The sequence below is a fragment of the Streptomyces sp. NPDC054883 genome (genome assembly GCF_053610645.1).
In genome coordinates this window covers 179883-206395 of sequence record NZ_JBSGYT010000004.1, presented here as the reverse complement: position 1 = coordinate 206395, position 26513 = coordinate 179883, and the positions used below count along the sequence as shown (strand labels likewise).

The 26513-nt window shown below is 70.7% G+C and carries 22 protein-coding genes and 1 pseudogene; 16 read left to right on the top strand and 7 right to left on the bottom strand.

The features are described from left to right. Window positions 1-130 precede the first annotated feature (130 nt). Complete coding sequence (locus ACWGH1_RS05600; RefSeq protein ID WP_453357733.1) at window positions 131-550, bottom strand: TOBE domain-containing protein; 420 nt, start codon at window positions 548-550, stop codon at window positions 131-133. An 865-nt stretch (window positions 551-1415) separates the two neighbouring features. On the opposite strand from ACWGH1_RS05600, the gene ACWGH1_RS05595 reads away from it, so the two are divergent. The 3 genes and pseudogenes from ACWGH1_RS05595 to ACWGH1_RS05585 form a co-directional block, all read left to right on the top strand. Beyond that, on the top strand, window positions 1416-2333 hold the full coding sequence (locus tag ACWGH1_RS05595; protein WP_453354017.1) for a hypothetical protein: 918 nt from the start codon (window positions 1416-1418) through the stop codon (window positions 2331-2333). A 113-nt stretch (window positions 2334-2446) separates the two neighbouring features. Next, window positions 2447-3508 carry a hypothetical protein gene (locus tag ACWGH1_RS05590; RefSeq protein ID WP_453408448.1) on the top strand — a complete coding sequence of 354 codons (1062 nt, stop codon included), beginning with the start codon at window positions 2447-2449 and terminating at the stop codon, window positions 3506-3508. Between the two features lie 367 nt (window positions 3509-3875). Next, a pseudogene (locus ACWGH1_RS05585) lies at window positions 3876-4216 on the top strand (IS701 family transposase); the annotation flags it as partial. A gap of 85 nt (window positions 4217-4301) precedes the next feature. Here ACWGH1_RS05585 and ACWGH1_RS05580 read toward each other — a convergent pair. Next, window positions 4302-5156 (bottom strand): alpha/beta fold hydrolase, encoded by an 855-nt coding sequence (locus ACWGH1_RS05580; RefSeq protein ID WP_453354015.1) that lies wholly within the window; start codon window positions 5154-5156, stop codon window positions 4302-4304. Further along, window positions 5153-5746, bottom strand: a complete 594-nt coding sequence (locus tag ACWGH1_RS05575) for a TetR/AcrR family transcriptional regulator (protein WP_453354014.1) — start codon at window positions 5744-5746, stop codon at window positions 5153-5155. Before ACWGH1_RS05575 ends, ACWGH1_RS05580 begins: the two co-directional genes overlap by 4 nt. Before the next feature lie 201 nt (window positions 5747-5947). Here ACWGH1_RS05575 and ACWGH1_RS05570 point away from each other — a divergent pair, with 201 nt between their 5' ends. From ACWGH1_RS05570 to ACWGH1_RS05540, 7 genes are all read left to right on the top strand, one after another. Then, on the top strand, window positions 5948-6391 hold the full coding sequence (locus ACWGH1_RS05570; RefSeq protein ID WP_453354013.1) for a hypothetical protein: 444 nt from the start codon (window positions 5948-5950) through the stop codon (window positions 6389-6391). Window positions 6392-6498: 107 nt separating this feature from the next. Next, window positions 6499-7116: a hypothetical protein gene (locus tag ACWGH1_RS05565; RefSeq protein WP_453354012.1), complete on the top strand. Its 618-nt coding sequence runs from the start codon at window positions 6499-6501 to the stop codon at window positions 7114-7116. Window positions 7117-7304: 188 nt separating this feature from the next. Beyond that, complete coding sequence (locus tag ACWGH1_RS05560; protein WP_453354011.1) at window positions 7305-7652, top strand: SMI1/KNR4 family protein; 348 nt, start codon at window positions 7305-7307, stop codon at window positions 7650-7652. A 264-nt stretch (window positions 7653-7916) separates the two neighbouring features. Continuing rightward, the gene (gene rox / locus ACWGH1_RS05555) at window positions 7917-9380 is read left to right on the top strand and encodes a rifampin monooxygenase (RefSeq protein WP_453354010.1); all 1464 of its coding nucleotides are present in this window, start codon (window positions 7917-7919) and stop codon (window positions 9378-9380) included. Window positions 9381-9729: 349 nt separating this feature from the next. Beyond that, on the top strand, window positions 9730-10524 hold the full coding sequence (locus ACWGH1_RS05550; RefSeq protein ID WP_453408455.1) for a VOC family protein: 795 nt from the start codon (window positions 9730-9732) through the stop codon (window positions 10522-10524). A 223-nt stretch (window positions 10525-10747) separates the two neighbouring features. After that, window positions 10748-11659: an ADP-ribosylglycohydrolase family protein gene (locus ACWGH1_RS05545; RefSeq protein WP_453353311.1), complete on the top strand. Its 912-nt coding sequence runs from the start codon at window positions 10748-10750 to the stop codon at window positions 11657-11659. 317 nt (window positions 11660-11976) lie between these two features. Then, a complete protein-coding gene (locus ACWGH1_RS05540) occupies window positions 11977-12639 on the top strand; it encodes a deoxynucleoside kinase (protein ID WP_453353310.1) in 663 nt (220 codons plus the stop codon). Between the two features lie 63 nt (window positions 12640-12702). Here the strand turns inward: ACWGH1_RS05540 and ACWGH1_RS05535 are convergent, their stop codons facing one another. Then, window positions 12703-14154, bottom strand: a complete 1452-nt coding sequence (locus ACWGH1_RS05535; RefSeq protein ID WP_453408447.1) for a nitrilase-related carbon-nitrogen hydrolase — start codon at window positions 14152-14154, stop codon at window positions 12703-12705. 254 nt (window positions 14155-14408) lie between these two features. Here ACWGH1_RS05535 and ACWGH1_RS05530 point away from each other — a divergent pair, with 254 nt between their 5' ends. Both ACWGH1_RS05530 and ACWGH1_RS05525 read left to right on the top strand, forming a co-directional pair. After that, entirely contained in the window at window positions 14409-15626 is a 1218-nt protein-coding gene (locus ACWGH1_RS05530) for a sensor histidine kinase (RefSeq protein ID WP_453353308.1), read from the top strand. Then, window positions 15623-16333, top strand: coding sequence for a response regulator (locus ACWGH1_RS05525; protein WP_453353307.1), 711 nt, complete (start codon window positions 15623-15625; stop codon window positions 16331-16333). The genes ACWGH1_RS05530 and ACWGH1_RS05525 overlap by 4 nt, the downstream gene beginning before the upstream one ends. A gap of 350 nt (window positions 16334-16683) precedes the next feature. Here the strand turns inward: ACWGH1_RS05525 and ACWGH1_RS05520 are convergent, their stop codons facing one another. Next, window positions 16684-17280, bottom strand: a complete 597-nt coding sequence (locus ACWGH1_RS05520; protein WP_453353306.1) for an NADPH-dependent F420 reductase — start codon at window positions 17278-17280, stop codon at window positions 16684-16686. 41 nt (window positions 17281-17321) lie between these two features. Next, complete coding sequence (locus ACWGH1_RS05515; protein WP_453353305.1) at window positions 17322-18140, bottom strand: inositol monophosphatase family protein; 819 nt, start codon at window positions 18138-18140, stop codon at window positions 17322-17324. Between the two features lie 137 nt (window positions 18141-18277). On the opposite strand from ACWGH1_RS05515, the gene ACWGH1_RS05510 reads away from it, so the two are divergent. The 4 genes from ACWGH1_RS05510 to ACWGH1_RS05495 all read left to right on the top strand — a co-directional run bounded on the left by ACWGH1_RS05510 (window position 18278) and on the right by ACWGH1_RS05495 (window position 26146). Next, complete coding sequence (locus ACWGH1_RS05510; RefSeq protein ID WP_453353304.1) at window positions 18278-19183, top strand: LysR family transcriptional regulator; 906 nt, start codon at window positions 18278-18280, stop codon at window positions 19181-19183. Window positions 19184-19314: 131 nt separating this feature from the next. Further along, window positions 19315-19770 (top strand): hypothetical protein, encoded by a 456-nt coding sequence (locus tag ACWGH1_RS05505; protein WP_453353303.1) that lies wholly within the window; start codon window positions 19315-19317, stop codon window positions 19768-19770. Further along, entirely contained in the window at window positions 19767-23933 is a 4167-nt protein-coding gene (locus ACWGH1_RS05500) for a tetratricopeptide repeat protein (RefSeq protein ID WP_453408446.1), read from the top strand. The genes ACWGH1_RS05505 and ACWGH1_RS05500 overlap by 4 nt, the downstream gene beginning before the upstream one ends. A 767-nt stretch (window positions 23934-24700) precedes the next feature. Beyond that, complete coding sequence (locus ACWGH1_RS05495; protein ID WP_453354206.1) at window positions 24701-26146, top strand: alpha/beta hydrolase family protein; 1446 nt, start codon at window positions 24701-24703, stop codon at window positions 26144-26146. 104 nt (window positions 26147-26250) lie between these two features. Here ACWGH1_RS05495 and ACWGH1_RS05490 read toward each other — a convergent pair whose 3' ends face one another. Further along, the gene (locus ACWGH1_RS05490; RefSeq protein ID WP_453354207.1) at window positions 26251-26427 is read right to left on the bottom strand and encodes a hypothetical protein; all 177 of its coding nucleotides are present in this window, start codon (window positions 26425-26427) and stop codon (window positions 26251-26253) included. Window positions 26428-26513: the final 86 nt, after the last annotated feature.

Below are 26513 nucleotides of genomic sequence, written 5' to 3'. Positions count from 1 at the left end.
CGGCCCGGTTGCGCGTCCCGTCGAGGCGGACGTTGACGTGAACGTCGGCCGACTTCACCCGGACCGTGACGGTGACGCCGAGCCAGGGCCCCGCACCTCGAGTGCCAGGCCCTCTCCTGTACGGGCGAGGTCAGACGGCGGAGAGCGAGATCTCGGTCGACTTGATCAGGGCGACGACGGAAGAGCCGGTGGCCAGGCCGAGGGCCTCGACGGCGTCCTTGGTCACCGCGGCGGTCAGCTCGCCGCCCTCGACGGAGACCTTGACCGAGCCCATGGCTCCACCGGTCGCGACATCGGTCACGGTGCCCGCGAGCTGGTTGCGGATGGAGATTCCCTCGACCGGGCCGGTGGCGAGGGCGACCTCCGTGGACTTCACGAGCGCCTTGACCGAGGCGCCTTCGGCGAGGCCGAGGTCCTTGACAGCGTCGGTGGTGATCGCGGCTGTGATGTCCTGACCGCCGGCCAGCCGGACCTTCACCGTGGACATTGCCTCGCCGGCCGTGACGGAGGTGATGGTGCCGGGGATCTGATTGCGGATGCTCAGGCTCATGAAACAACGCCTCACTGGAATCGATGGATGTGACCATTGGCCGTCACAACGATCACGTTAGCCACGGAAGTCGCGCCTTGCGCCGGCTCCCTCTCATCCACGAGGGAAAACCGCGCGTCACATGGCATTTCACGGGAACTTCCAGCCGGCAGGGCGAGGCCTGCAGGGCGAGCCATCGTCGCCGCCGCCGAAGCCGCAGGGCTGGACCTGCGGCTTCGGCCGGGCATGGCCGCCGAGGTGCCCGACGGGGTCGACGCGCTGGTGGTGACGGGAGAAGCGGCAGAGTCCTGTCCGGGTGAAGCAGTCGCTGCGGCTGGTGCGCAATGCACAGCGGACGTGATGCCCAACGACGAGTCCCGCCGGGTCAGACGAAACGCAAGTACCGCCCTAAGTGCGTTATCTGCACTGTAGACGCCACGCTATCCGGCCACTAAAGTCCGCATCTGCGGATCACGTTGCACGCGGGACAGATCCCCGCGCAGCGTGTCCCGAGGGCTCCCCCCACCCTCAGGGACAGGCAGTCAGGGCCGCATCGCAACCAGGTCGATGCCTCGTCGGCAGGTCAGCAGGTGATCAGCAACAACCCTGCTCCCAAAGCCTGTCGACCATCGACACCAAGAGAGCCGCGGCACCGTCAAGCACCCCGATCGTCACCGCCCTGCCGCTCCACCACTACCAAGACACGACGAAAGGCAACGAAGCCCATGACGAGCACGTCCTCGCTGCGCTCCACCATCCCGGGCAAGGCCCTGGTCCTGGCCGCCCTGCTGACGGTCGCACTGCCGACAACCGCCCACGCCAACACGGTGAGCCCCACCGTGAAGACCCGGGCCCGACGAGCGGCCCCGCAAGCGCCAACTCCGAGATGTCCACCCATGCGGACTGCAGCAGCGGACTCGTCTCCGGCGGCGGCACCAACCAGGCCATCGGCACCGGCTCCGGGGTGAACGGCAACCATGTCAACGGCACCTCGCCCAGTCCCGACGGCAGCACGAGGTACACCGGTACCACCGGGGTCGTCGCTACCGACGTGACCCACTGGCTCGGAATCGGCGGCACCGGTGGCCAGGTCAACACCTCCTTCTCCACCACCCCGTACGCGATGTGCTTCACGAGCAGCCTGATCAACCACACCCAAGTCGTCATGAACAAGGTCAACGCCCCCACCACCGGGTCAACGGGCGGCCTCGTGACGGCGACCTGCCCGGCCAACACCCGTCTGCTCGGTGGCGGCGCACTGGTGACGCCCGGCAATACCGGCTCGTACAAGCTGATCGCCGGGTTTCCCAGCTTCAACAACAGCGCACACGGCTTCGGCCGGAAGGCCGCGGCCGACGGAGAGACCAACCCCGACTCCTGGACCGCCGTCGGCTGGGACAACAGCGACAACCCCAGCGACCAGACCTTCGCCTACGCGATATGCAGCGGAAGCGGCATCGGCGTCAGCGGAGTCACCGTGAAGGTCCGCTACAGCGGGGCGAGCGGCCCCAACACCGGCAGTACGGGCCTGAAGGCGACGGTCACTTGCGGTGCCGGGGACGGGAAGCTCGTCAGCGGGGGAGCCTCTCTCAGCGGAGCCAATCCGACCACCACCGACTTCACCGGACCGGGCTCGGGCGGCGATCACCTCAACGGCAGCTTCCCCAGCGACTCCAGCGGCAACGCGGTGACGGACGGGACCACCACGGCGGCGTCGTGGACGGCCTACACCCACACCGGGGGCACCTCGTCGACGACCAACCGCTCCGACGTCTGGGCGCTCTGCGCGGACGACGGCGTCTGAGTTCCCCCGCCCCCCGCCTGTCGACACCACCAGAAAGACGGAATCCGATGCACAAGCAGTTTCTACGTCGTGCCGCCCTGGGGAAGGTTTTGGTCCCCGCCGTCCTCTTCGCCTTGGCAGCACCACCCGAGCTCGCCTACGCCGACGTCGCGAACGTCACGGTGAGGGTTCCAGAAGCCACCATGGGCCCTGCGACCACCTTCAGCGGCGTTTCGTCCCGTGCGGACTGCGACGGCGCTCTCGTCTCCGGCGGCGGCGTCAACCAGACCATCGGCGCCGACGACACACGCAACGGCAACCACGTGCTGGGCATGGTCCCCAGCCCCGACGGACTCACCGAGTACACCCAGAGGCCCGGCGTCGTCGGCACCGACGTCAAGCACTGGCTCGCGTTCGGCGGCAGTGGGGGCAACGCCAGTCCCGCCTACTCCACCACGTCGTACGCGATGTGTCTTTCCACCCCGCGGATCAGGCACACCCAGGTCGTCATGAGCGAGGTCGCGGGACCTTCCACCCCACAGTCCGCAAAACTCACGGTGGCCAGTTGCCCCGTCGGCACCACACTGCTCGGTGGCGGCGCCCGTACCAGCCCCGCCGACGTCGGCAGCCTCAAGCCGATCGCCGGCTTCCCCAGTTTCAACGACGCTGCACACGAGTTCGGCCGGACACCCGCTGCGGAGGGAGACACGAACCCCGACTCCTGGACCGCAGTCGGCGGCATCGGTGGCGGGCACGAGAACAGCAACACCACGTACGCCTACGCGATCTGCACCGGGGACCACGTCAACGTCAACGGCATGATCACGAAGGTCCACTTCCGCGAGGTGGCCGGCCCGACGGAGGGCGGCGCCGGCCGGACAGCGACCGTGGGCTGCTCCGAGGACAGCGGCCACAAGCACGACCCGCGGGGCCGCGACGCCGCCATCCTGATCAGCGGGGGCGCCGCCACCAGCGGGGGCAACATCACCACGAACGGCTTCACCAAGCCGGGCTCGGGAGGCACCCACCTCAACGGCAGCTTCCCCAGCGACTCCGGCGGCAACCCGGTCGGCGACGGATCCACCAAGGCCGGTTACTGGACAGCGGCCATCCACGCCGGCGGATCCCCCTCAGCCAACACCTACTCCGACGTCTGGGCCCTCTGCCTGACCATGCACCCGGACCACCGCGGGTAGCGGCACTGCCGGACGGCTAGAACGGCTCCAGCCCGACCAGCTGCCCCACCGGCCCTTCTCGCCCGCCGGTCGGGATGGACCCTGACCTCCACCTCCTGCGAGCCGCGGCAGACGCACCTTCGACCCGCGGGCTGGAAGAGCGTCCCGGAAAACCGGACCGGTGGGGGCCCGACCGGGTCTCAGGCGGCGCCACCGTGGAAACAGGGGCTTCCCGACCGAGTCCCCGGTACGACTGCCCGCGTCCGGCTAGGCGCGGGCAGGGAAGTCCCCAAGGCTGGTGACACCAGACCGCGGCGTCATCTCGGCCGCTCACCGGGGCGGCAGCTGCCCGCTCAGGCCGCAAGGCCGATCGCCCGGCACCCAGGCGGGCCGGCGCACGGAGCTGGAGCGGCCGGACGTCTTCCATGTCATGGCCACCACCGGGCACGACACCGTCGTCTCCCGATGGGCGATGGGCCACCCCGTTCACGACCTGCCTCCCGGGCTGCCCCGCCAGCACGGGAAGCACCGGTCCTGCGGGATGAGCTCCACGGCCCGCGGGTCTACGACTGGGCCAGGGGCGAAGTACGGCCCTGGCACCGCGAAGACCGCCGTCATTGGCTGATCGCCCGCCGAAGCGTCAGCCGCCCGGACCATATCTCGTACTACATCGCCCACTGTCCCGCCGAGACCACGCTCGACGAGCTGATCCGAGTCGGCTCGCGTCGATCACCTCACGATGATCCCGCCAGCGACGGTCCGAAATCTGTCAACGGCACACGGACCGACGATCAGATGCTCCGAACAAAACGGCCTAGGCACGGAAGGTTCTCCTGAGAAGTTCACCGAACTCGGCGGAGTGGGTGGTCAAGCCCGTGTGTCCGCCGGGGAAGTGCAGGAGTTCCGTGCCGAGGCGTTCGGCCAGGAGGGCGGCCGGACGGTAGGGCAGCTCGCCGCGCGAATCCTGGCCGCCGGCGAGCACGAGCCGGTCGGACAAGGCCCCCAGCCGGTGGACGTCGGGGGCGTAGGACATGAAGGCGGGCACGATGCGGCCGACGAAGTGCGGGAGGTTTGTCATCATCTGCTCGACCCGCGCTGCTGCCTGGGGCGGAACTTCGATCTGCTCCTCGGGTACCGTGCGCTCCAGGGCCGCGCCCGCGTCCTCGTCCTTCTTCAGCCCTGCGGCGAACGCGGCCATCGCCGGCATGAGCCCTTTCGTGCGGAACGTCTCCTGCACGCGTGCGATGAGTGCGCGGTGTACGGCGGCATCCGGGAGGACCTCCACCACCGGCGGCTCGTGCACCACGACGCGTTCCACGCGTTCGGGATGGGTGGTGAGCAGGTGCAGGGCGGTGATCGCGCCCGAGCTGGAGCCGAACACCCGGGCGGGCTCACCGGGAGAGATGAGCTCCAGCAAGCGGAAAGCGTCGTCGGCGTGTTCGGCCACGTGCTGTTCGGCGTCAGGGTCGTCGAGCGCGCTGCGCGACATGCCACGTGGATCGTAAGTCGCGACGGTGTACTCGGCAGCCAGGTCGTCGGCGACGCCGGCGATCGAGGCGGCGTCGCCCGTCCCTCCGGGGATCAGGAGCAGGAGCGGGCCCCGGCCGCGCACTTCGTAATGCAGGGTCGCGCCGTGGACGCGCAGGCTGCCGGTGGTGGGGTCGGTCACGCGGGGTCTCCTTCTCGGGACGTGGGCCAGTGCTCCAGCAGGGTGTGCAGGGCGTCTAGGGCGCGGTCCCAGGACCGCTGCGGCGATCGCTCGTGCCCGAACCCGCCCATCGCCTCCAAGGCGACGAACCCGTGGAACGTGCTGCGCAGCAACCGGACGGCGTCGGTCAGGTCCGGCTCGGCCAGGCGGTAGCCGCGCAGCATGCCGTAGGTCAGCTCGACCGCGCGCCGTGGTCCGGGCGCTGTCGCGGCCAGTTCGGGATCGATCCGGATGGCGGTCTGCGTCGCGGCGTAGCGGCCCGGATGCCGGTGGGCGTACTCCCGCCAGGCGTTGGCGAACGCGGCCAGTGCGTCCTTGCCCGCCCGGCCGGCGGTCGCCTCCGCGATGCGGATGGTCTTCTCGTCCGCCGCCAACAACGCGATCCGCCCGCGCAGATCTTCCAGGTTGCGCACGTGCGTGTAAAGACTCGCGTCCTTCACACCCAGCCGCCGCGCCACCTGTGACATGGTCACCCGCTCGAACCCGACCTCGTCAGCCAACTCGGCGCCCGCGATCGTCACCCGCTCCGCCGTCAGTCCGGCCCGTGCCATGAACCCTCCTCCTGTCCCTATGGGCTCTAGGTATAACCTAGGACCCTTAGGAAGCGCAAAGGGAATCGCGGAGTGGAGGCGCCTGTTGGGGCTCGTCGCCACCCGCTACTGTCGAGCGGCGCGCCCGTCTCCTCGGCGGGGTCGGCGACACAGCAGGGGAACTAGCGGGAGGGGCACAACGTGCGTGGATTCAGGGACAAATTGACCGGAACCACGTACCCACCCGGCGGTGTCACACCGCTGTCTGCCCACGAGGTCCGGGCCGCGCTGCTCGCGCTCAACCGCCCCGACACGCGGTTCGTCGTCCGACAGGGTACGGCGAAGGAGCGTGCCGACCTTGTGGCGGAATGCGACATGGCGGCGTGGGCCCTCACCCTCAAGACCCGTATGCGCCTGAATGCCGCGGCGCGCGAGGTGCGTGTCGTCGAAGAACGGTGGGAGCCGGCGAGCGAAGGTTCCGGCAGGCAATACGGGCGGGGGCCGGCTCGTACGGTTTACCGACAGTGGGAGTACAAGCGAGGGGTGGACGGCCGCCGCCACAAGGTCGAGACGCTCCGCTTCGAGACGCGCGAGATGAGGGATCCCCTGCAAAAGGCCGTCCTCGGCGCGGGCTGGACCTGGCGCGGAGTGCTGTTCAGGTTCTGACGCGACGTCTTTCGGCGGCCCGCGCCGCGGGTGCGGTGCGCCCGTTGATGCGAAGGCATCCCCTTTCCCACAGCTCGAGAGTGGTGATGATCGATAAACTCGCCAACATGGGACTCGACATCAGTGTGCTGATAGCCGACTGGTCCTGGCTGGGGGATGCGCCGGTCAGCGAGAGGCTGTCGAGATTGAGGGGCGCCTGGTACGCCGATGAGACCGGGCTGTGGGAACACGATACGCGGGAGATCGAAGGCGACTGGTTCGGGCCACGAGGCCCCCAGAGCGAGTTCTTCGACCTCTATGAGTTCCGTGGCACCCTCGGTTCCTACAAGCCGCACTTCTGGGCGGGAGAGCGGTGGGAGGCCGTCCGTGACCACGCCGACCCTGGGCTGCGGGCCGGGTTGGACGTCTTGCTGCTCGGACTGATCTGGGGAGGGCTGGACGGTGAGGCGGAGCACGGCGATCCGGGCTTCTTCAGCGATGACCCCTCGATCACCCATGGTGTGCTGCTCGCGCGCTCGCCGTACCGCGTACGGGAGCTGGCCGCGGCCTCGGAGCGGATACGGCCACAACTGGGCGGAGTCCGTGCGGCTTTCGATGAACATGCCGCCACTGCCCATGGATGGATCGGTGACTTCGACGAGTTCGCGACCCTCGTGGACGACTGGGACCGCGTCCTTTCGGAAGCGTCCCGCCGGGGATGGGGAGTCGTGGGTCTGAGCGGGTAGGGGCCGCGGCGCCGGGAGGCATGGCGATGACGCCTTCGAGAACGGACGTTGGAGTGGACCCCTCCTCCAAATCGACGGCCCCGGGGCCGGTGACCGTCGGCCGCGTCCGCCCTTGGGGGCACCGGCCGTCGACATGACGACCCCGCGCAGCCCAACCGGCGGACTTCTGTGCCACCCTCGTGCTCCTCATGCGACGATCAAATGTGCCTCCCGCACAGGTGAAGAGGCACCAACGGGCTGCATCACTGCGCCGATGCGCTTCCCGCCTCGGCCACACGCTGCCTGAAGACCTCACTGCTCTTCTCCGCGAGAGCAACGGCGTAGAGGACGAATACGCAGACGGTCTGATCTGGTCGGCGGAACGGATCACCTCCGAGAACCTGACCATGCGCGAGGACATCGAACTCGCCACGCTCTACATGCCCTTCGACCCGCTGCTCTTCTTCGCGGACGCGGGAAACGGAGACCTCTTCGCGCTCCTTCCGAGTCGTGTCTCAGCACGCTCCAGTCGAGCGCATCCGGTCCCACCCGCCTGAGCGCGACCCTCGCGGGGGGCCACCGCCACACACCGCAGCACACATGAGAAAGGCAAGGAGGTCGTTGCCCACTCCTTGCCACTATCAAGATATAGCGCACAGGGGGCCTTGCGGCAAGGCCCCGGTCATGCTGCAGAATCTCCGAACGTTCCGGATACCGCCGGAAATCGGGGATTGACGAAGTACGTGCGCATTCGACGGCCTACGGGTGGTCGGCGGGCACACGGCAGCCGGGCGTTGGCAACACGCCCAATGGGGGTTTTCATGACGAACACAGACATGGCCGCGAACTCGGACCTGGACGCAGACGTGATCGTGGCCGGTGGAGGCCCGACCGGCCTGATGCTGGCCTGCGAGCTGCGCCTGCACGGCGTGCGGGTGCTCGTACTGGAGAAGGAGACGGAGCCGACCCAGCAGTCCCGCGCCCAGGGGCTGCACGCCCGCAGCATCGAGGTCATGGCACAGCGCGGCCTGCTGGACCGGTTCCTCGCGCTCGGCAAGCAGTACATGGTCGGCGGCTTCTTCGCCGGGCTCGCCACATCCTGGCCGGAGCGGATGGACACGGCGCATTCGTACGTCCTGCACATCCCGCAGACCACCACCGAGCGGCTGCTGACCGAGCACGCCGTCGAGGCCGGCGCCGAGATCCGGCGCGGCTGCGAGGTGACCGGGCTGGACCAGGACGCCCGGGGGGTGAGCGTCGAGCTGGCCGACGGTACGTGGCTGCGCTCGCGCTACGTCGTCGGCTGCGACGGCGGCCGCAGCACGGTGCGCAAGCTGCTCGGCGTCGCCTTCCCCGGCGAGCCCTCCCGGGTCGAGACGCTGCTGGGCGTGATGAAGCTCGACGTGGAGCCGCAGACGCTGGCCGCCGTGATGGCCGAAGTACGCAAGACCCAGCTGCGGTTCGGTGCCATGCCCATGGACGACGGGGAGTACCGGGTCGTCGTGCCCGCCGAGGGGGTGGCGGAGGACCGCGCCGCCGCGCCGACCCTGGAGGAGTTCAAGCAGCAGCTGCGGGCGTACGGCGGCACCGACTTCGGCGCGCACTCGCCGCGCTGGCTCTCCCGCTTCGGCGACGCGACGCGGCAGGCCGAGCAGTACCGGGTCGGCCGGGTGCTACTGGTCGGCGACGCGGCGCACATCCACCCGCCGACCGGTGGCCAAGGCCTCAACCTCGGTATCCAGGACGCGTTCAACCTGGGTTGGAAGCTGGCCGCGGAGGTCTTCGGCTGGGCACCGGAAGACCTGCTCGACAGCTACCACGCCGAACGGCACCCGGTGGCGGCCGACGTACTGGACAACACCCGCGCGCAGATCCAGCTGATGTCGACCGAGCCGGGTGCGCAGGCGGTGCGCCGGCTGATGGCGGAACTGGTGGAGTTCGAGGAGGTCAACCGGTACCTCATCGAGAAGATCACCGCGATCGCGATCCGCTACGACTTCGGCACGGGCCACGACCTCCTCGGCCGCCGGCTGCGGGACGTCCAGCTGAAGCGGGGCCGCCTGTACGACCTGACGCACGAGGGCCGCGGCCTGCTCCTCGACCAGACCGGCCGCCTCTCGGTGGCGGGCTGGGCGGACCGCGTCGACCATGTCGTCGACGTCAGCGAAGAACTCGACGCGCCCGCGGTACTGCTGCGACCGGACGGCCACGTCGCCTGGGTCGGCGAGGACCAGCAGGACCTCCTCGCCCACCTCCCCGTGTGGTTCGGCACCGCCACGACCTGACCGCACCACTGCGGGCCTGCCAGGCCTCCCGGACACCCCGGCCGGGAGGGGGCCCGTTCGAGGGTGAACGCCCGGGCGGGCACCCCCTGGCCGGCCTGCTCGGGTCGGTGATCGCGGCCGTCGGCACCGCGGCCGAATTTCGGTGCCGGCGGCCCGCACAGGCCGGCCTGCTCCGACCGACTGGGCTTCCTGCGGGTGGCGACAGGCCCCTGGCAGGAAGTTTGCGCCTGGTCGGCCGGCGGTGCGGGGTACACGTTCACCTGTGCGGGCCGTTTCCAGCGCCCGGAACCCGGGCAGGAACCGGCCGCTTCTACCCCCGAGCAGCATCACGGAGGCATCTGTGCCCGACATGACCGGCCCTTACAAGCCCGGTACCCCCTGCTGGATCGACCTGATGGTCCCCGACCAGCAGGCCGCCATCGACTTCTACAGTGACCTCTTCGGCTGGCAGGGAGAGGTCGGACCGGCCGAGCAGGGCGGGTACGCCGTCTGCACGCTCAAGGGCAAGCCGGTCGCCGGGATCATGAAGGCGATGAACCCCGATGGCAGCGTCCCCGACCCGCTGCCGCCGACGGTGTGGACGACCTACCTGTCCACCGACAACATCGACGGCACCCTCAAGTCCGTCACCGACGCCGGCGGCACGGTCATGATGGGCCCGATGGACGTCATGGACCTCGGCCGGATGGCCGTCATCGCCGACCCGACGGGCGCCGTCGTCGGCCTCTGGCAACCCGGCACCTTCGACGGCGCGGGCATCGTCAACGAGCACGGCGCTCTGATCTGGAACGAGTTGGCCACCGCCGACGTCCCGGCCGCCGCCGCCTTCTACTCCTCCGTGCTGCCCGTCACCACGGCCCGCTCCGAGATGCCCGGCGCCGAGGGGTACGTCGAGTTCAAGGTCGACGACCGCGCGGTCGGCGGGATCATGGACCTGTCCCAGCTTCCGCCCGGCGTCCCCCCGCACTGGCAGCCGTACTTCCACGCGGACGACGTCGACGAGGTCCAAGCCGCGGCCGTCCGCGCCGGCGGCAGCGTCATCGCCCCGGCCTTCGACATGGCGGCCGGCCGGATGGCCGTCCTCGCCGACCCGCAGGGTGGATCCTTCTCGGTGATCACCGCGTCGGCCCCGCAGAATTCCTGACCTCGAACGGCCGGACCTTCCGGCGCCGCACCTGCCTCGGGTGCGGCGCCGGGGCCACCGGTCAACGAACGGGGTCGCCTACGATCCGCAGCCCAGGTCGCCTGAGGGGCGGGCCGGAGCCATGGGAGACCCGAGATGGAGCCGGTGCCGTCAGTGTCCGGATCAGAGACCTCCGCTCCGAAATCGGAGCGCAGAAGCGCCCTCCCGCTGCGAAACTGACGCGATGATCACCGTGCCTGCTGCTGTGCTGGATTCGTTGTACGGGCTCGCGTTCGGCGACGCCTTCGGTGACCGTTGGTTCGGCATCCTGCGCCGGGACGGTCCGGCAGGCCTGGAGGCGCGCACGCTGCCCCCGGAACCGCTGTGGCGGTGGAGTGACGACACCGCCCAAGCGCTCGTTCTCGTCCGGGAACTGACCGAGGGCGGCGGCACCGTCGACCAGGACCGCCTCGCCCTGCGCTTCGCGGCGGCCTACGCCGACGACACGCACCGCGGGTACGGAGCCTCCATGCACGACGTGCTCCGCCGGATCGGAGCGGGCGAGCCCTGGCAGGAGGTGGTCGCCGGACAGTTCGAAGGCCAAGGCTCCTGGGGCAACGGCGCAGCCATGCGCGCCGCCCCGCTCGGCGCCTGGCACTCCGCCGACCTCGATGCGGTCGCCGAGCAGGCCGCCCGCCAAGGCGAGGTCACACACCATCACCCGGAAGCGGTCGCCGCAGCCGTGGCGGTCGCCCTTGCCGCGGCGCTGGCCACCCGCAGCCGGGGCGGCCACACTCCGGCCGGCCCGGACTTCCTGCAGGCGGTCGCCGAACGACTCCCCGACAGTGACGTCCGGTCGGGAGTGCGGATCGCGGCCCGGATGCCGGAGCGCACCTCGATCCGGCACGCCGCGGAGGTCCTGGGCTCCGGCTACCGGATGTCAGGGCCCGACACCGTCCCGTACGCCCTGTGGTGCGCGTCGCGACACCTCGACGACCTGCACGAGGGCTTGTGGTGCACCGTCGCCGGGCGCGGCGACATCGACACCACCTGTGCCATTGCGGGCGGGGTGATCGCCGCTCGCACGGGCGTCGCCGCGCTCCCCCCTGCCTGGCACGCAGCCTGTGAACCGCTGCCCCCGGTCGTAACGGAGTAGAGGACAGCGTCGCCCTCATCCCGGCCCCGTCCTCCTGGGGCATCTGCCCGCGGGACCGGCCGACCCGGAGCGAACCGTCATCTATGCTTCAAGGCGGCCGCTGGGCGGTGACTCGTCGCTGTACGCGACACCTGCGGAACGGTCAGTCCGGCCGGTCGGAGACAGCGACCTGCGCCGGTCCCGGCCGGGACGGGGACCGGACGATGCCGATCATCAGCATCCTGGGGAATCGAGTGACCGCCCGCATGCGGCTCAGTGGTGTGGGGCGCCCGGGCCACCCGCCCGCGAGCAAGAAGACCCCCAAGGAGAAGTGAGGTATGCCGGTGATCTGCGTCGGAGGCATGATCGGAATCGGCAAGACGAGTGTCGCCGAGCTGCTGGCCAAGGAGCTGGGCAGCGAGGTCTTCTACGAAAGCGTGGACGACAACCCGATCCTTCCGCTCTTCTACACGGCGAGCCACGAGGAGATCCAGGCCAAGCGCTACCCCTTCCTCCTCCAGCTCTACTTCTTGCAGACGCGGTTCGCCTCGATCAAGGAGGCGTACAAGCGGGGCGACAACGTCCTCGACCGGTCCATCTACGAGGACTGGTACTTCGCCAAGGTCAATCACGACCTGGGCCGGATCAGCTCCCTGGAAATGCGGGTGTACGAGGGACTGCTCGACGAGATGATGCGCGAGATCGACGGCCTGCCCTACCGCAAGGCACCCGATCTCATGGTCTACCTCAAGGCGGACTTCGAGACGGTGCTGCACCGCATCGGCCTGCGGGGCCGCGGGTTCGAGCAGGACGAGAGCCTCGTCGAGTACTACCGCACCCTGTGGTCGGGCTACGACGACTGGGTCCACAAGCACTACTCGGCCAGCGAAGTCCTCGTCATCGACATGAACCACACGGACGTCGTGCACAACCCCGCCGACGCCGCCCGCGTGGCGCAAGAGGTCAAGGACGCCCTGGCCGCGGCGCGACACCGCGGCTGAAACCGTCCCGCCCGGTCGGTGGGCAACGCGGGCGGGGGCGTTTCCGGGCGCCGTCGAACGTACTCACTCGCCAGGCGCCGGCTCTGTCCGGCGCCTGGGGAAGGCAAGGGCCATGACGGTCAGCGTTGCGACGCCGCTCAGGCAGAGCCAGGCAAAGGTGTCGCCGATCCGGTCATAGACCGTGGTGACGCCATGGGTGGGCACGTAAGCCACCATGATCTGCCGGTCGGTAGTGAAGTAGTCGGTACTGGCAAGGACATGGCCCTGGTTGTCATAGGCGGCCGAGATGCCCTCCGCGTCCTGGCGGATCAGTGAGTAGCCGCCCTCGACGGCCCGCAGGCTCGCCTTCTCGGTATGCGCGCCTCCGTATTCCTTCCAGTCATGGGAGGGAACAAGCATGATGTCGGCGCGGGTCCGCATCATGGCGGGGAAATCGGCGTCGTAGCAGATGACGTTGGCGATGCGGCCGTACGGGGTGTCGGCGACCGGCACGTGCCCGTCACCAGGCTCGAACCTCTCCGAGCCGGGAATGGGGTGGGCCTTCTGGTAGGTCCACAGCACCTTTCCGCGAGGGTCGATGAGTATCGCCACGTTCCGGTCGTCGGCGGGTCCGGTCTTGCTGTAGACACGCATGCCGATGTCGAGGTAGACGCCCGATCGGCGGGCCTCGTCCTGTGCGGCAGCGATTGCGGTGGCCTCGTGGGACTCCTTGGTTTTGACCGCCCCCTCGGGCCAGATCACGATCTTCGCTCCGGCGGCGGCCTCCCGTCGGGTCGCCGCCAGCAGGTCGTTCTCCACCGCGGCCATGGCGGGTTCGACTGCCGCGGCGGGCGCTGCGGCAACGTCCGGAACCCCGCTGAGCGCCGTCCGCTGGGCGTCGGTCACACTCCGGCTCGGGCTGATTCCGGCGATCCTGACGGTCGGGGAGGCGGGAGGGGCAAAGGCGAGGCGGACTCCGCCGGCGAGTACGACGGTCAACAACACCGCCAGGTAGACCATGCCGCTTCGCCATGCGGGCCGCTCCCACATTCGGTTGACGGTACTGGCGAAGTAGGCGACCAGGAACCCCAACCCCCACGGGCCGGTGACCGAGACGACCTGGAGGAGCGGAAGATCGCCGTACTGGGTGACCGCGAGTGAGCCGTAGGCCGTACCGAACGGGGACAGCAGGGTGATCAGGAACTCCGTGGCGGCGACCCCGGCAGGAAAGGCCAGGGCCGCCACACCGGGGCGCAGCCGGCCGACCAGCAGTCTGTCGGCCAGGAACGGCAACGTCTGCAGGGCGGCGAGCGCGACGGCACCCGCCACCACCACGGCGTTGAAGCCCATCGCCGACTCCTGGACCCAGAAGGCGGCGGCCGCGACGTGGGCCGACCAGATCCACAGCGCCCCGGACCACACCCGGCTTTGGCGGGCGTAACGCAGCAAGAGCACCTGCGAGATCCAGGCAGAGGCCGCGACGTCCCATCGGCCGCCCACCGCGAACAGCATCGCCCCGGTGCCGAGCACCGGCACGACCCACCGCACAGGGGGCCGTGGACGCTTCATTCCTTCTGGGGACTCGGTCGCCACCGCCGCTGTGGGAGCAGGCGGGGGCAGAGGAACGGTTTGCCCGATGGATAGGTTCGTCATGTGCAACGACGCTAGGTGGGCGTCACCCCATGGCACCTCGGACCGCAGAGCGATCTCCGGTGGGACCACGCAACTATTGATGCGCGCCTGACGGAGGATTCCCCGTGCTGCTGGCTGCTTTAATCTGATCAATCGAAATGGTCACGAAAACACGGGCCTTGCCAGGGGCCGCGCAGCGATGGTTCACAACCCGGCCGCATCTGACGGATGTCGCGCTCGGCGGCGGACTGACGTTGTTCGACATGGCCACGGTGCTGGAACGCAGTCCCGCTCCGGGCGGCTGGGGTCTGACCCTGTGGGGTGCGCAGACCGTGCCGCTGCTGTGGAGGCGTACGCGCCCTCGTACCGTCCTGGCGGCGATGACCCTCCTCTACGCCGCCTTCCAGGTGCTCAGCCCGGTCCCCGGGAAAATACCCGGCCCGTTCCTGCTCGTGCTCGGTGTGTACGCCCTCGCCCGATACGCTCCGGTCGCGGTGAGCCTTACGGGAACGCTGCTGTGTCTCACGGCGGCAACGGCGGTCGACGCTCTCTCCGGACACTGGCAGACGCCACGCCTCGGTTCTCTGGAGCCGATCAGTGTCACGACATTCGTCTTCTTCTTCGCCCTCGCCTGGGTTCTGGCGTACGGCAGGCGCAGGATCGGCGCCGACGCCGACCGGTTGCGTGGGCTCAACCAGCACCTCAAGGCCGAGCAGGAACTCAACGCCCGACAGGCGGTGGTCGCCGAGCGCGCCCGCATCGCCCGTGACCTGCACGATGTCGTCGCCCACCACGTCAGCGCCATCGCCGTACAGGCACGCGCAGCACAGGACGTCATGGACGAGGATCCGCCCCTCGCCGCCGAGGGCGTCGAGCTGATCGCCCGGACGGCCGACACCGCACTCGTCGAGATGCGGCGCCTCCTCGGGCTGTTGTCGGACCGGGAGCGGGATCTGGTGCCCGAACCGTCACTGGACCATCTCGACCGGCTCATCGATGCCGCGAGGTCGGCGGGTTGCCGGGTCACGTACGTGCCGGAGATCCGGGCGGCCACTGCACCGTCCGTGGGGCTGGGGGTCTCGGCCTACCGGATCGTCCAGGAGGCGCTGACGAACGTGGTCAAACACGCCGGGCCCGTCAGCGTGCTGGTGACCGTACGCGGTGACGACGCCCGCCTCGTCATCGAGGTGCTGAACGACCCGGCCGCTCCGGGGCACCGACCCGTCACCGGAACCGGCCGGGGGCTAGTCGGCATGCGCGAACGCGTGGCGGCCTTCGATGGCTGCCTCATCGCGGGGCCGCGCGAGGACGGCGGCTGGCGGCTGCGCGCCGTGCTGTCCGAGAAAGCACCACGGCCCGGGGAGGCGGGCGGATGACCACACGCGTGCTCATCGTGGATGACCAGGAGATGGTGCGCACCGCGCTGCGTCTTGTCATCGACCGCCGCGAGGGACTGTCGGTCGTCGGCGAAGCAGCGGATGGCGAGCAGGCCATCGCCCGGGCGGTCGAACTCCGACCGGACGTCGTGCTGATGGACGTGCGCATGCCCGGGACGACCGGCGTCGAGGCCACCAGGAGCATCGTCGGCGACTGGCCCGGTCCGGGCCCGGCCCCGCGGGTTCTCATCCTCACCACCTTCGACCTGGACGAGTACGTCCACGCGGCTCTCCGCGCGGGCGCCGACGGTTTCCTGCTGAAGAACAGTCATCCCGACCAGTTGGCCGACGCCATCCGTGCGGCGGCCGGTGGAGAGGCCGTACTCGCGCCGAGCGTCACGCGTCGGCTCATCGACACCGTGACCGCGCTGCCCACCGCGCTCCTTCCCCACGCTCCGGCGCCGACGCCGGACGAGCGCGTTCTTACCGGGCTGCTCACCGAGCGCGAGATCCAGGTTCTCGTACTGGTTGCCCGCGGTCTGTCCAACTCCCGGATCGCCTCGGCCCTGTGCATCAGCGAGGTGAACGTCAAGAGCAGGGTCAACCGCATCCTCGTTCGTCTAGGACTCGAAAACCGAGTGCAGGCCGCTCTGATCGCCCACCGGGCAGGCCTTTCCGGAACCACGCGGATGCCGCCCGGAAGCTGACCAACCGCAGTTCCCGAGCCGGTCCCGGTGCGCCGACCAGGAACAGTGAGGCCGCCGGCGTCGGTGGGCCCGATCAGCGGTGTGCGGTAGCCGTCCATCACCCGCACCACAGCCCGGCGACCCGTCGAGAGGACTCCCACCAGCACCGCCAACGGCCACCTCGGCACCGTCCGCGCTTACACGAACGCCTATTTCACGGCGACGACAGGCTCCGGCACGGGCGAGTTGACCGGCCCGGGCGGCACCGGCGGTTTCCCTCGCCCGGCACGGAGAACCGGCCGTCCCCCACACCTTCGACTACGACCCGGGCTGAATCCCTCGGTCGAGGGCAACGAGGATCTGTGGGCGGGTCAGCGGGCGATCGAGATCGCGAAGGGCGCAAATCCGTTGGACCGAATCACGTGCGGTACGAACAGGATCGCGGCCTCCGTGGCGCGGGCGGTCTGGATTCCGCCGAGATCGGTGATCCACCCCTTGCGCCAGCCGAGGTCGATGAGCAGGTCACGGACGGTCTGCTTGGCCTGCGGGTCGTCGCCGGAGAGGAAGACGTCGGGCGCCTGGGTGAGCGTGGCGGGCGCGGTCATCACCGGGAAGAGCATGGTGTTGAGCGTCTTGACGACGCGCGTCTCCGGGAGCGCTTCCTGGAGTTGCTCGGCGAGGCTCGAGCCGGGATAGATCAGGTGGGCGGGCAGTCCGTCCGGGCCGTCGACGGTGGCGTTGGAGACGTCGACGAGGATCTTGTCGCGCAGTTCCTCGCGCAGGGCGACGAGCCGGTCCAGCGAGCCGGCTCCCGGGGTGGCGTTGATGACGATCCGGGCCGTGCGGGCGGCATCGGCGGCGGCGCCCGGCGTGCGGTCCGTCACGGTCACCTCGTGCCCTGCCCGGGTGAGGGCTGTGGCCAGGTTGCCGCCGACGCGGCCGTTTCCGAGAACTGCGATCGTGGTCATGATGATCTGGTCCTTCCGTGCGTGCGGGTTGTGGTGCGCGGTCAGCGTGAGAGCGTGGCAACTGCCTCGGCGTGGACGCCGGGCGCGGCGGCCAGGAGGCTCTGGCTCTGCGGGGTCCAGGGGCGGCCCGCGGCGTCGGAGATCCGTCCGCCGGCCTCGGTGACGAGCAGCGCCCCGGGCAGCAGGTCCGCGCGGGCGCCGGCGTACTGCCAGAAGGCGTCGGTCCGGCCGGCGGCCACGTCCAGCAGGTGCAGGGTCGCGGGCACGGAAGTGCGCACGACGAGCGCGTCGAAGAGCATCGCGGTGATCGAGGAGCCGACGCGCCGCACGACCTCCTCGTCCTCGTCCGGTCGGGCCTGGCTGGTGGCCACGATGCTCAGGCCGAGGTCCGCGGTCCGGGAGACGTGCAGCGGTCGGCCGTCGAGGTAGGCGCCCGCACCGGTGAGCGCGGTGTAGGTCTCGCCGGTCAGCGGCAGGTGGACCGCGGTGAGCACCGGCTGGTTCTCACGCACGAGGGTGGCGGTCACCGCCCACTCCGGCAGACCGTGCAGGTGGTTGACGTTGCCTTCGGCCGGATCCACGACCCACCATTCGCCGGGCGGCAGCGCCCCGCCGTCCAGCTCGTCCTCCACCCAGCCGGCGTCCGGGCGCAGGTGTGTGAGGCGGGGGCGCAGGATGTCGAGGGCCGTGTCGTCGTTGACGGCGAGTGCACGCATCAGCTCTTCGCGGGTCTCGTAACGGACCACCTCGCCGAAGCGCTCGCGCAGCGCCGAACCGGCCGCGCGCACGGCGTCCGCGGTCTGGGTGAGCAGGTCGGCGTCGGCGGAGACGAGGTCGGTGGTGCGAAGCGTTTCGGACATGGTGGTACTCCTGTCTGAGGAAGGGTGATGGAGCCGGTCGCGGCCGCGTTGGGCGTTCCGTCTCGCGCTCTTCCTCGAAGGTAGCCAGGCCTGTGATTAACATCAACTGCATGTAAAGCACGGCTAGGATTACTCCCATGCAATTGGATTTGAACCTGCTCACCGCGCTGGACGCACTGCTGGAGGAGGGCAGCGTGGCCGGGGCGGCCGCACGCCTGCACGTCACCGCCCCCGCGATGAGCCGGAGTCTGGGCCGGATCCGGCGCACGACCGGGGACCAGATCCTGGTGCGCACGGGCCGCACGATGACCCCGACGCCGTACGCGATCGCCGTCCGGGAACAGGTGCACGAGCTGCTGCACCAGGTCCAGGGGGTGTTGGCACCGAGCCGTGAACTCGATCTGGCAACGTTGGAGCGCACTTTCACGCTCCGCTGGCACGATTCCCTGGTCGCTTCGAGCGGCCCCGCACTGCTCTCGGCCGTACGCGGACAGGCGCCGGGTGTGCGATTGCGCTTCGTCGCGGAATCGAGCATCGACACCCCCGAATTGCGGCGCGGCGAGGTTGACCTGGAGGCGAACGCCAATCCCCCGGGCGCGCCGGACATCCGTACCGAGAGCGTGGGCGAGACCCGCCTCGTCGTCGTCGTGAGGCAGGGGCACCCCCTCACCCGCGTCAAGACCGTCACCGCGAATCTGTACGCCGCTGCCGAGCACGTCACCGTCTCGCGGCGCGGAAACCTCGGCAATGCCCTCGACGACGCCCTCGCGCGGCTCGGCCTCACCCGCCGCGTGGTGGCGAGCGCGCCCACGGAAGCGGCCGCGTTGGAGTTCGCGCGCGGCTCCGATCTCCTGGTCAGCGTCCCCGAAGCCACCACGCGCTCCGCGGTCGCCGACCTCGGCCTGGTCGTACTCCCCCTCCCCCTCGAAATCCCGTCGGCCCGCATATACCTGTCGTGGCATCAGCGCTACGACACCGACCACGCCCACGCCTGGCTGCGCGGGCTGGCCCGTACCGCCCTGGCCGTTGCCGGGGCCTCGTAGCCGGCGGCCGTCCCTTGTGTGACCTGCCGGTTCGGTGATCTTCCTGCGTCGCGGGCCGTCGGCTCGTAGCGTCTGGGTGTGGAGCGGTTGTCCGAGACCGCCGTCGAAGGAGCGCAGGAGGGAAGCCGGCCATGTCGGAAGTGATCGAGAGCCTGGCACACGAGGGCGGCACCGTGCTCGTCACCGCGTTGGCCACCGGGCTGGTGGGTGCCGCGCGGAGGCTGCCGCAGCTTTGGCGCCGTGAGGGCGCCGAGGAGCGGATGGCGGCGGAGCTGGAGCGTTCGGCCCGGGAACTCGCCGACCCGGAGGGCGAGAACCCCGATGTCGGGGCGCGCGTGGCGGTCGTATGGGAGACCCGGCTGCGCGACCTGCTGCTGACCGATCCGGCGGCCCGCGGCGAACTGGAGCAGCTCTTGGCCGAGATGCGGCGCGAGCACCCGCAGGTGACGACGACCACCACCCAGCACATCACGGCGAGCGCCCCGAACTCGACCGCGCAGGGCGTGATCGGAGGCAGCATCCACAACCACGCCCCCGCCGCACCTCCTGGTATCGACGCGCTCCCGTCGTCGGACACCCGGGCATGACGGCCTCCCGGTCGCCCGGTGGAGAGGAGCCCGCGCAGGGATTCCGGGGCGGCGGCGCCGAGGGCGCCAGGATCGTCCAGAACGTCTACGCCTTCGACGGCTTCGCGTACGGGACGATCAACGCGGACGTCCACATCCACGGTGACGGCCGGCCCGTGTACGTACTCGCCGAGCACGAGCCGCCGGACGGCGACCCCGACCCGGCCTGGATCGAGCAGCCCAGCCGACTGCTCAACGCGGGCAACGCGGTCGTGCCGTTCACCGGACGCGAGGCCGAGGTGAGCGAGTTGATCCGGTGGCGCGGCCCGGGCGCGGGCGGCGCCGGCCCTGCCGGAGCCGATGGCGCCGGCCACAGCGGCCGCGCGCTGGCCGTCCGTTGGCTGCACGGCCCGGGCGGTCGCGGCAAGACCCGGCTGGCCGACCACTTCGCCGCGCGGTCCGTCCGCCAGGGGTGGAAGACGGTCGTCGTCCGGCACGGCGGTACGGTCCTGTCCGAGTCCGCGGGTAGCCACGACGCCCGCGCCGGCCATCTCCGCGGGCTGCTCGTCCTGGTGGACTACGCCGACCGGTGGCCCCTGCGCGACCTGGCCTGGCTGTTCGCCAACAGCATGTTCGACGGCGGGCCGCGCGGCGGCCCCCACGGTGAGCGCATTCCCGTCCGGGTCCTGCTGGTGGCCCGTACGCCGCACGCCTGGCCGGCGGTGAAGTCCATGATCGGTGGACGGGCGGATGCCTCCGAGTGCGAACTGGCGCCGCTGGCCAGTGGACCGGGCACCCGGGAGCGCATGTTCAGCACCGCGCGCACCGAATTCGCGGAGCTGTACGGGCGACCCGACGCGGCATCGGCCCCCTCGCCGGTATCGCCGGAAGATCCCGCCTTCGGGCTCACGCTCACCGTGCACATGGCAGCCCTCGTCGCCGTGGACGCGCACGTTTACGGGCGAACGGCCCCTCGGGACCCGGCCGGGATGTCGGCCTACCTGCTGGAGCGGGAGCACGAGAACTGGCGGAGGCTGTACGAGAACGGCGCGGCCGGCCTGGACTTCCGGACCTCACCGGACGACATGGCGAGCGTCGCGTTCGTCGCCACCTTGACCGGCGCCTCCACTTGGGAGGCGGCCGCGGCGGCCCTGGAACGGGCGGGCGTGGCCGACGTAGCCGGGACCGTGCGGTCCCTCCTGCGCGACCACGCCCGCGTCTACCCGCCGCTGGACCCGCGCACCGTACTCGAACCGCTCTGTCCCGACCGGCTGGCCGAGGACTTCCTGGCACTGACCGTGCCCGGGCACACGGTCACCGGCTACCGCGCCGACGCCTGGGCGGCCGGGGTCCCGAAGGCACTGCTGACGGCGCCCGGCGCCGCCGCGGTCGCCCCGCGCGCCGTGACCCTCCTGGCTTCGGCGGCCGACCGATGGCCCCACCTCGCCGAACAGGTCCTCCACCCCCTGCTGCGGGACCATCCCGACGTCGCGCTCGACGCGGGCAGCGCCGCCCTGGTGGCCGTCAGCGCCATCGACGGGACCGACCGGGAGGTCCTCGACGCCATCGAACGGGCCGCTTTCCAGAGGCTGGGCGGCCTGCCACACGCCGACCTGGACACCGGCCTCGCCGCCGTCGCCGTACGCCTGGCCACCCTCGTCGAACCCGGAACCTCCGATGCCGGACGGGCCGGACTGTACCGGCACCTCGTGCTGCGCCTGGGCCGCGCGGGACGGTGGGCGGAGGCCCTCACGTACGCGCGGCGGACCGTGGGCCTCCACACTCACCCCGCCGCCTCCGCACGCGACCGGGCCGGAGCTCTGTCCGCCCTGGCGGTCGCCCTGGCGCACGCCGGCAAGCACGCCGAGGCCATGGAGCGGTCCCGGCAGGCCGTGGACCTCTACGAGACCCTGGTGCGGGCCGACCCCGGCGCCCACGCGGTGCTGCTCGCGGAGGCACTGGGCAACCACGCCAACCGGCTGGCAGAGGCCGGACAGCGGCGCGAGGCCCTGGAGTGTTCCACCCGCTCCGTCGAGCTGATCGGATCGGTGCTGCCCGAATCCCTGCCGTTCCCTCGCGTCCGGTCGCTCTCGACGGGCATGACGTTGGCCAACCACGCCACCCTGCTGTACGAGGAAGGGCGGCACGAGGAGGCCCGCGACTACTACCGCCGTGCCACGGAGCAGTTCCGGGGCCTGGGCGAGGGCGATCACGCCGTCACCCGCCCCATGGAGGCACGCCTGTCGCTCAACCAGTCGCTCCTGGATGCCGCAGCGGGCGACCTGGTGGAAGCGGTGGCCGGATCCGCGGTGGCGGTCGAACACTTGACGGAGCTGGCTGAGATCAACCCGGGAACACACCTGCCGGACCTGGCCAGTGCCCTCGCCACGCACACCGGACACCTGTGGAGGTTCGGGCTCCGTGAAGAGGCCTTGGTGCGCTCCCGGCAGGCCGTCACGGCCTGGGACAAACTGGCCGACCAGAACCCCGGCGCGCACCGGGTGGGCCTGGTCGCGGCGTTGCGCAATCATGCCGGGTTCCTCGCACAGGCCGACCAGCGCGAGGACGCCCTGGATTACTCGCGCCGGGCCCTGGGCCTGGCCGAGGAGCTGAGCGGGGATACGGCCGAGGAAGCGGCCGGTACCCCGGGCGGGACATCAGGCCGGGAATCGAATGCATCCGGACGCGGAACCCACCTCCCGGAGCTGGCGCGCGCCCAATGGTCGTACGCGTTCGTCAGGTCCTCCCTGGACACCGACCTCGACGACGGGCTCGTCGCGGCGGCAAGGGCCGTTCGGACCTTTCGTGAGCTGGCGGACCGGAGCCCGCAGGCGTACACCGCCGACCTCCTGGGCGGATACGCGCTCCTCGCCGACATGCTGGAGCGCCTGGGGCGGGGCGAAGAGGCCGCCGACGTGCGCCTGACGGCCGCCCGGCGGCGCGCCGAGGCGGCCACCGACGGAGCCGCCGGAACCGACGGACCCCCTGCCAAGGACGAGCTCGAACGTGCCTACCGGGTGGAAGCCGAGGCGGGCCACATACCCGCGATGATCCACCTCGGTCGTCTGCTGGAGCAGGCGGACCGGATGGATGAGGCCGAACCATGGCTGCGGCGCGCCGCCGAGACCGGCCAGCCCACGGCCATCGTGCTCCTGGCCGGCGCCCTGCTCGCCCGGGGCCGGGCCGACGAGGCCGAACCCTGGCTGGAGCGGTCCGCCCGCACCGGCGACGTCACCGCCATGAGCCTGCTCGGCCAGCGACTGACCAGCACGGGCCGCGGACCCCAGGCCGAACCGTGGCTGCGCAAGGCCGCCGAGGCGGGCGACACTACCGCCCTCTACGAACTCGGAATCCTCCTGGAAACCACCGGGCGGGTGGACGAAGCCGAACTCCGGCTACGCCAGGCCGTGCAGGCCGGCCATCCACGGGCCGCCGGCACCCTCGGCGTCGTCCTGTACGACAGCGGTCGTGCGCGGGAAGCCGAACCGTTCCTGCGGCAAGCGGCCGACGCCGGCAGCGCGAGCGCGATGAGCAACCTCGGGACGCTCCTCTACGCGGCGGGCCGGACGCAGGAGGCGGAGGAGGCCTACCGGCGCGCGGTGGACGCCGGATTCGACCGCGCCCAGTACGACCTCGGCGTACTCATGGAGAACACCGGGCGGGCCGCCGAGGCCGAGCAGTGGTACCGCCGGGCCGCCGCGTCCGGACACCTGCCCGCCACCGCCGCCCTGGCCGTCCGGCTCTGCGAAGCCGGCAGGCTACGCGAGGCCGAACCATGGCTGCGGCGCGCGAGCGACGCGGGAGACCCGGGCGCGATGGTCAACCTGGGACTCCTGCTCGAGCGGACCGGCCGGGGCCCCGAAGCGGAACAGTGGCTCCGGCGCGCTGCCGAGGCCGGGGAGGCCGGGGCCATGGGCCCACTCGGCAGCTTGCTCTGCGAGCTCGGCAGGCTGCGCGAAGCCGAGCCGTGGCTGCGGCGCGCGGGCGACGCCGGTGACGTCACGTCCATGGTCAACATGGGGTACCTGCTCTTCCACACCGGCCGCAGGGCGGAGGCCGGGCAGTGGTACACGCGGGCCGCAGCGGCGGGCGACGCGACGGCCGCGAAGCTGCTAAGCGGCCGGCTGTTCAGGGGAGCCGGGGAGAAGCCCCGGCGCCGATGGGGTTTCCGCGCACCCGACTGACCCTCCGACACCGCCTTGCCCGAGCCCGGGCGGCGCCGCGGGCGTGCGGCGCCGCCCACCGCTCGCATCGCGGTGAGTCGTCGTCAAACTTGAGGCCACCTTCGGGGAGATGGTCGCGACCGCCCACCGTGGTCCGCGTGAACTGCCTGTTCCGGCGGAGGAACCACGTCACCTCGGAGTGGGCATAAGACCGGTCTGCCCGGGTAGGCGTGGTGCTACCGATCGGGGAAGGGCGGTGAACGCCTGGGGAGGTCACACTGCCCTTCCCCGCCGGCCTCCCGCCCTACGGCATACGGGCCACGGCTGCACCTGGCTCCCCAACCGGTCCCGTGCGGCCCCTCCCGTGGACCGGTGAAGGCGGCCGCCGACGGTGGACGGCCCGCATGCCGCCCGCTGACGGCTCCGGCCGCGCAGGCGGGGCAGGCCGAGGCGGCCGCCCAGCACCCGCCCGCCTCGGGCGGGTAATGAACCGTCAGGGACTCCGGCAAGTCGGCCCTCCGCCCGGCAGGGTGGGAAGGACCGGCTTGAGCCCGCGGTCCTGGCCTGCGAGGGCCGATTCGGTCACGATCCTGAGTCCGGCCGTCTCCTTGCCCGGCCGAGGGCGATGTGCGCTCGGCCGGGGCGGACACCGGGGTCTTCCCGGGACCGGGTCGGTGCCTGGATGCGACTCTGGTCGCAGGTGGCGTGCCTCGGACTGCGACTTCGGTTGCACGCGACGGCGACCCGGGAGCGATGTGGTGGGGTCGCCCCGCACCAAGGATGGCCGGGTGACCGAAATCATCACGGGACTGCACATGTCTCCCCTGGAAATCCTGGTGTTGCTGGGCGCCGTCGCGTTGGTGCTGGCGCGCTGGCTTCCTCCCGCCGCCCGCCCATCCGTCACGATCGCGGCCGTCTCGGGTCTCGTGCTGTCCGTGCCCGTGCTGAGTGTGGTGGGGCTCCGATGGCAGATGTTGCCGGTAGTGGCGGGCGCCGCCCTCGTATTGCCGTTCGCCGTCCTTCCTGTGCTGCGACGCCGTCTCGATCGGCCGGTGGGGCGCGCCCGGTGGTGGCTGGCGTTGCCGGGATCGGGGGTCTGCATCGGCCTGATCGCGACGGGGCCCGTGGCCGCCTGGGCCTGTCCCGTACCCGTGTTCCCAGAGCCGACAGGCAGCTTCGCGGTCGGCACCCGCGTCATGCAGTGGACCGACCCGAACCGACCGGAGACCGCCACCGCCGCACCCGACGACCGGCGCACCGTCGTGGTCCAGCTCTGGTACCCCGCGCGGAAAAGCCCCACAGGCGCGCAGCCGGCCCAGTACCTCGGCCGCACGCGGCAGGAGGCGCGCACCGTCTCCGACGCCCTCGCGCGCTACGCCGGCCTGCCCGGCTTCCTGGTCGACGGTGTTCCGCGTGCCCACACGCATTCGGTCTTCGACGCCCCGGTGGCCGACGGGGCCGGACGGTTCCCCGTCGTATTGTTCTCCCCCGGGCTGGGCGGAGTGCGCACGCAGAACACCGCCTGGGCGGAGGAACTGGCCGGCAACGGCTATGTGGTCGCCGCCCTCGACCACCCCTACGACTCCGCCGCCGTCGTCCTGACCGACGGCCGAACGATCAACACCGAGGTCGCCTCGACCGGCGACGACGACGAAGACGACAAAAGGGCTGCCGAATCAACGCGCATACGGGCCGCAGACCTCGGCTTCGTCCTCACTCAGCTGGAACGTCTGGACCGTGGTGAGATCGCGGGCCCGCTGACCGGACGTCTGGACACCGGCCGGGCCGCGGCGACCGGCCACTCCCTGGGTGGCGGCGCAGCACTCCAGGCAGCCCGCCAGGACAGCCGGTTCGCCGCCGTCATCAATATGGACGGCTACCCCCGCGACCCCGATCCGCGTCCCTTTCACCAGCCTGCGCTCGCGCTCACCCAGGCCATCGGCCCGCAAACCGACTCGCGTTACATGCCCCGCCTCACCGAGGTCCTCAAGCTCAGCACCTCGACGAGCTACCGGCTCACCGTCCCGGGCGCCGCGCACCTCACTTTCACGGACGCCCCCCTGTACCTGCCGCCGGTGCCCTCGATAGTCGGCTCTCTGGGCCGCAAGGAGAGCCCGCACGCCGTCGCCGCAACGACCCTCGCCTTCCTGAACACGACCTTGCGGCACGAACCCGGTGACCTGGCCGGCGTCCTGTCGGCCTACGGCGACCTCAGCGTCCACAACAACCGCTGATCGGCCGTGCCGCCGCAGCCGACAGCACAACCGATCGCGCACGGCTCCGGCTCTTCGGCACGGTCATGAAGCCGAGTCACCGACTTCGACGGCGAAGCCGAGATTCAGCGGCGTCGGCCACGGGCGGTCCAAGCGCCGCCTACGCCGGCCACGTGGAGAGCGAGCAGCATCAGGCCGAGGATCATGAAATTGCCGGACGAGAACACGTGGTTCGTCGAGATCTCCGCCGCGTTGATCAGGAAGCTGATGAAGAACAAGACCGCGGCTGCGATACCAAGCATCACTGCTCCTTCCAGAAGGTGGAGTGCGTCTGCCCGCACATCGCGGCCCCATGCGGGCGTCGTGGCCTCCCGGAGCGATCCGGCCC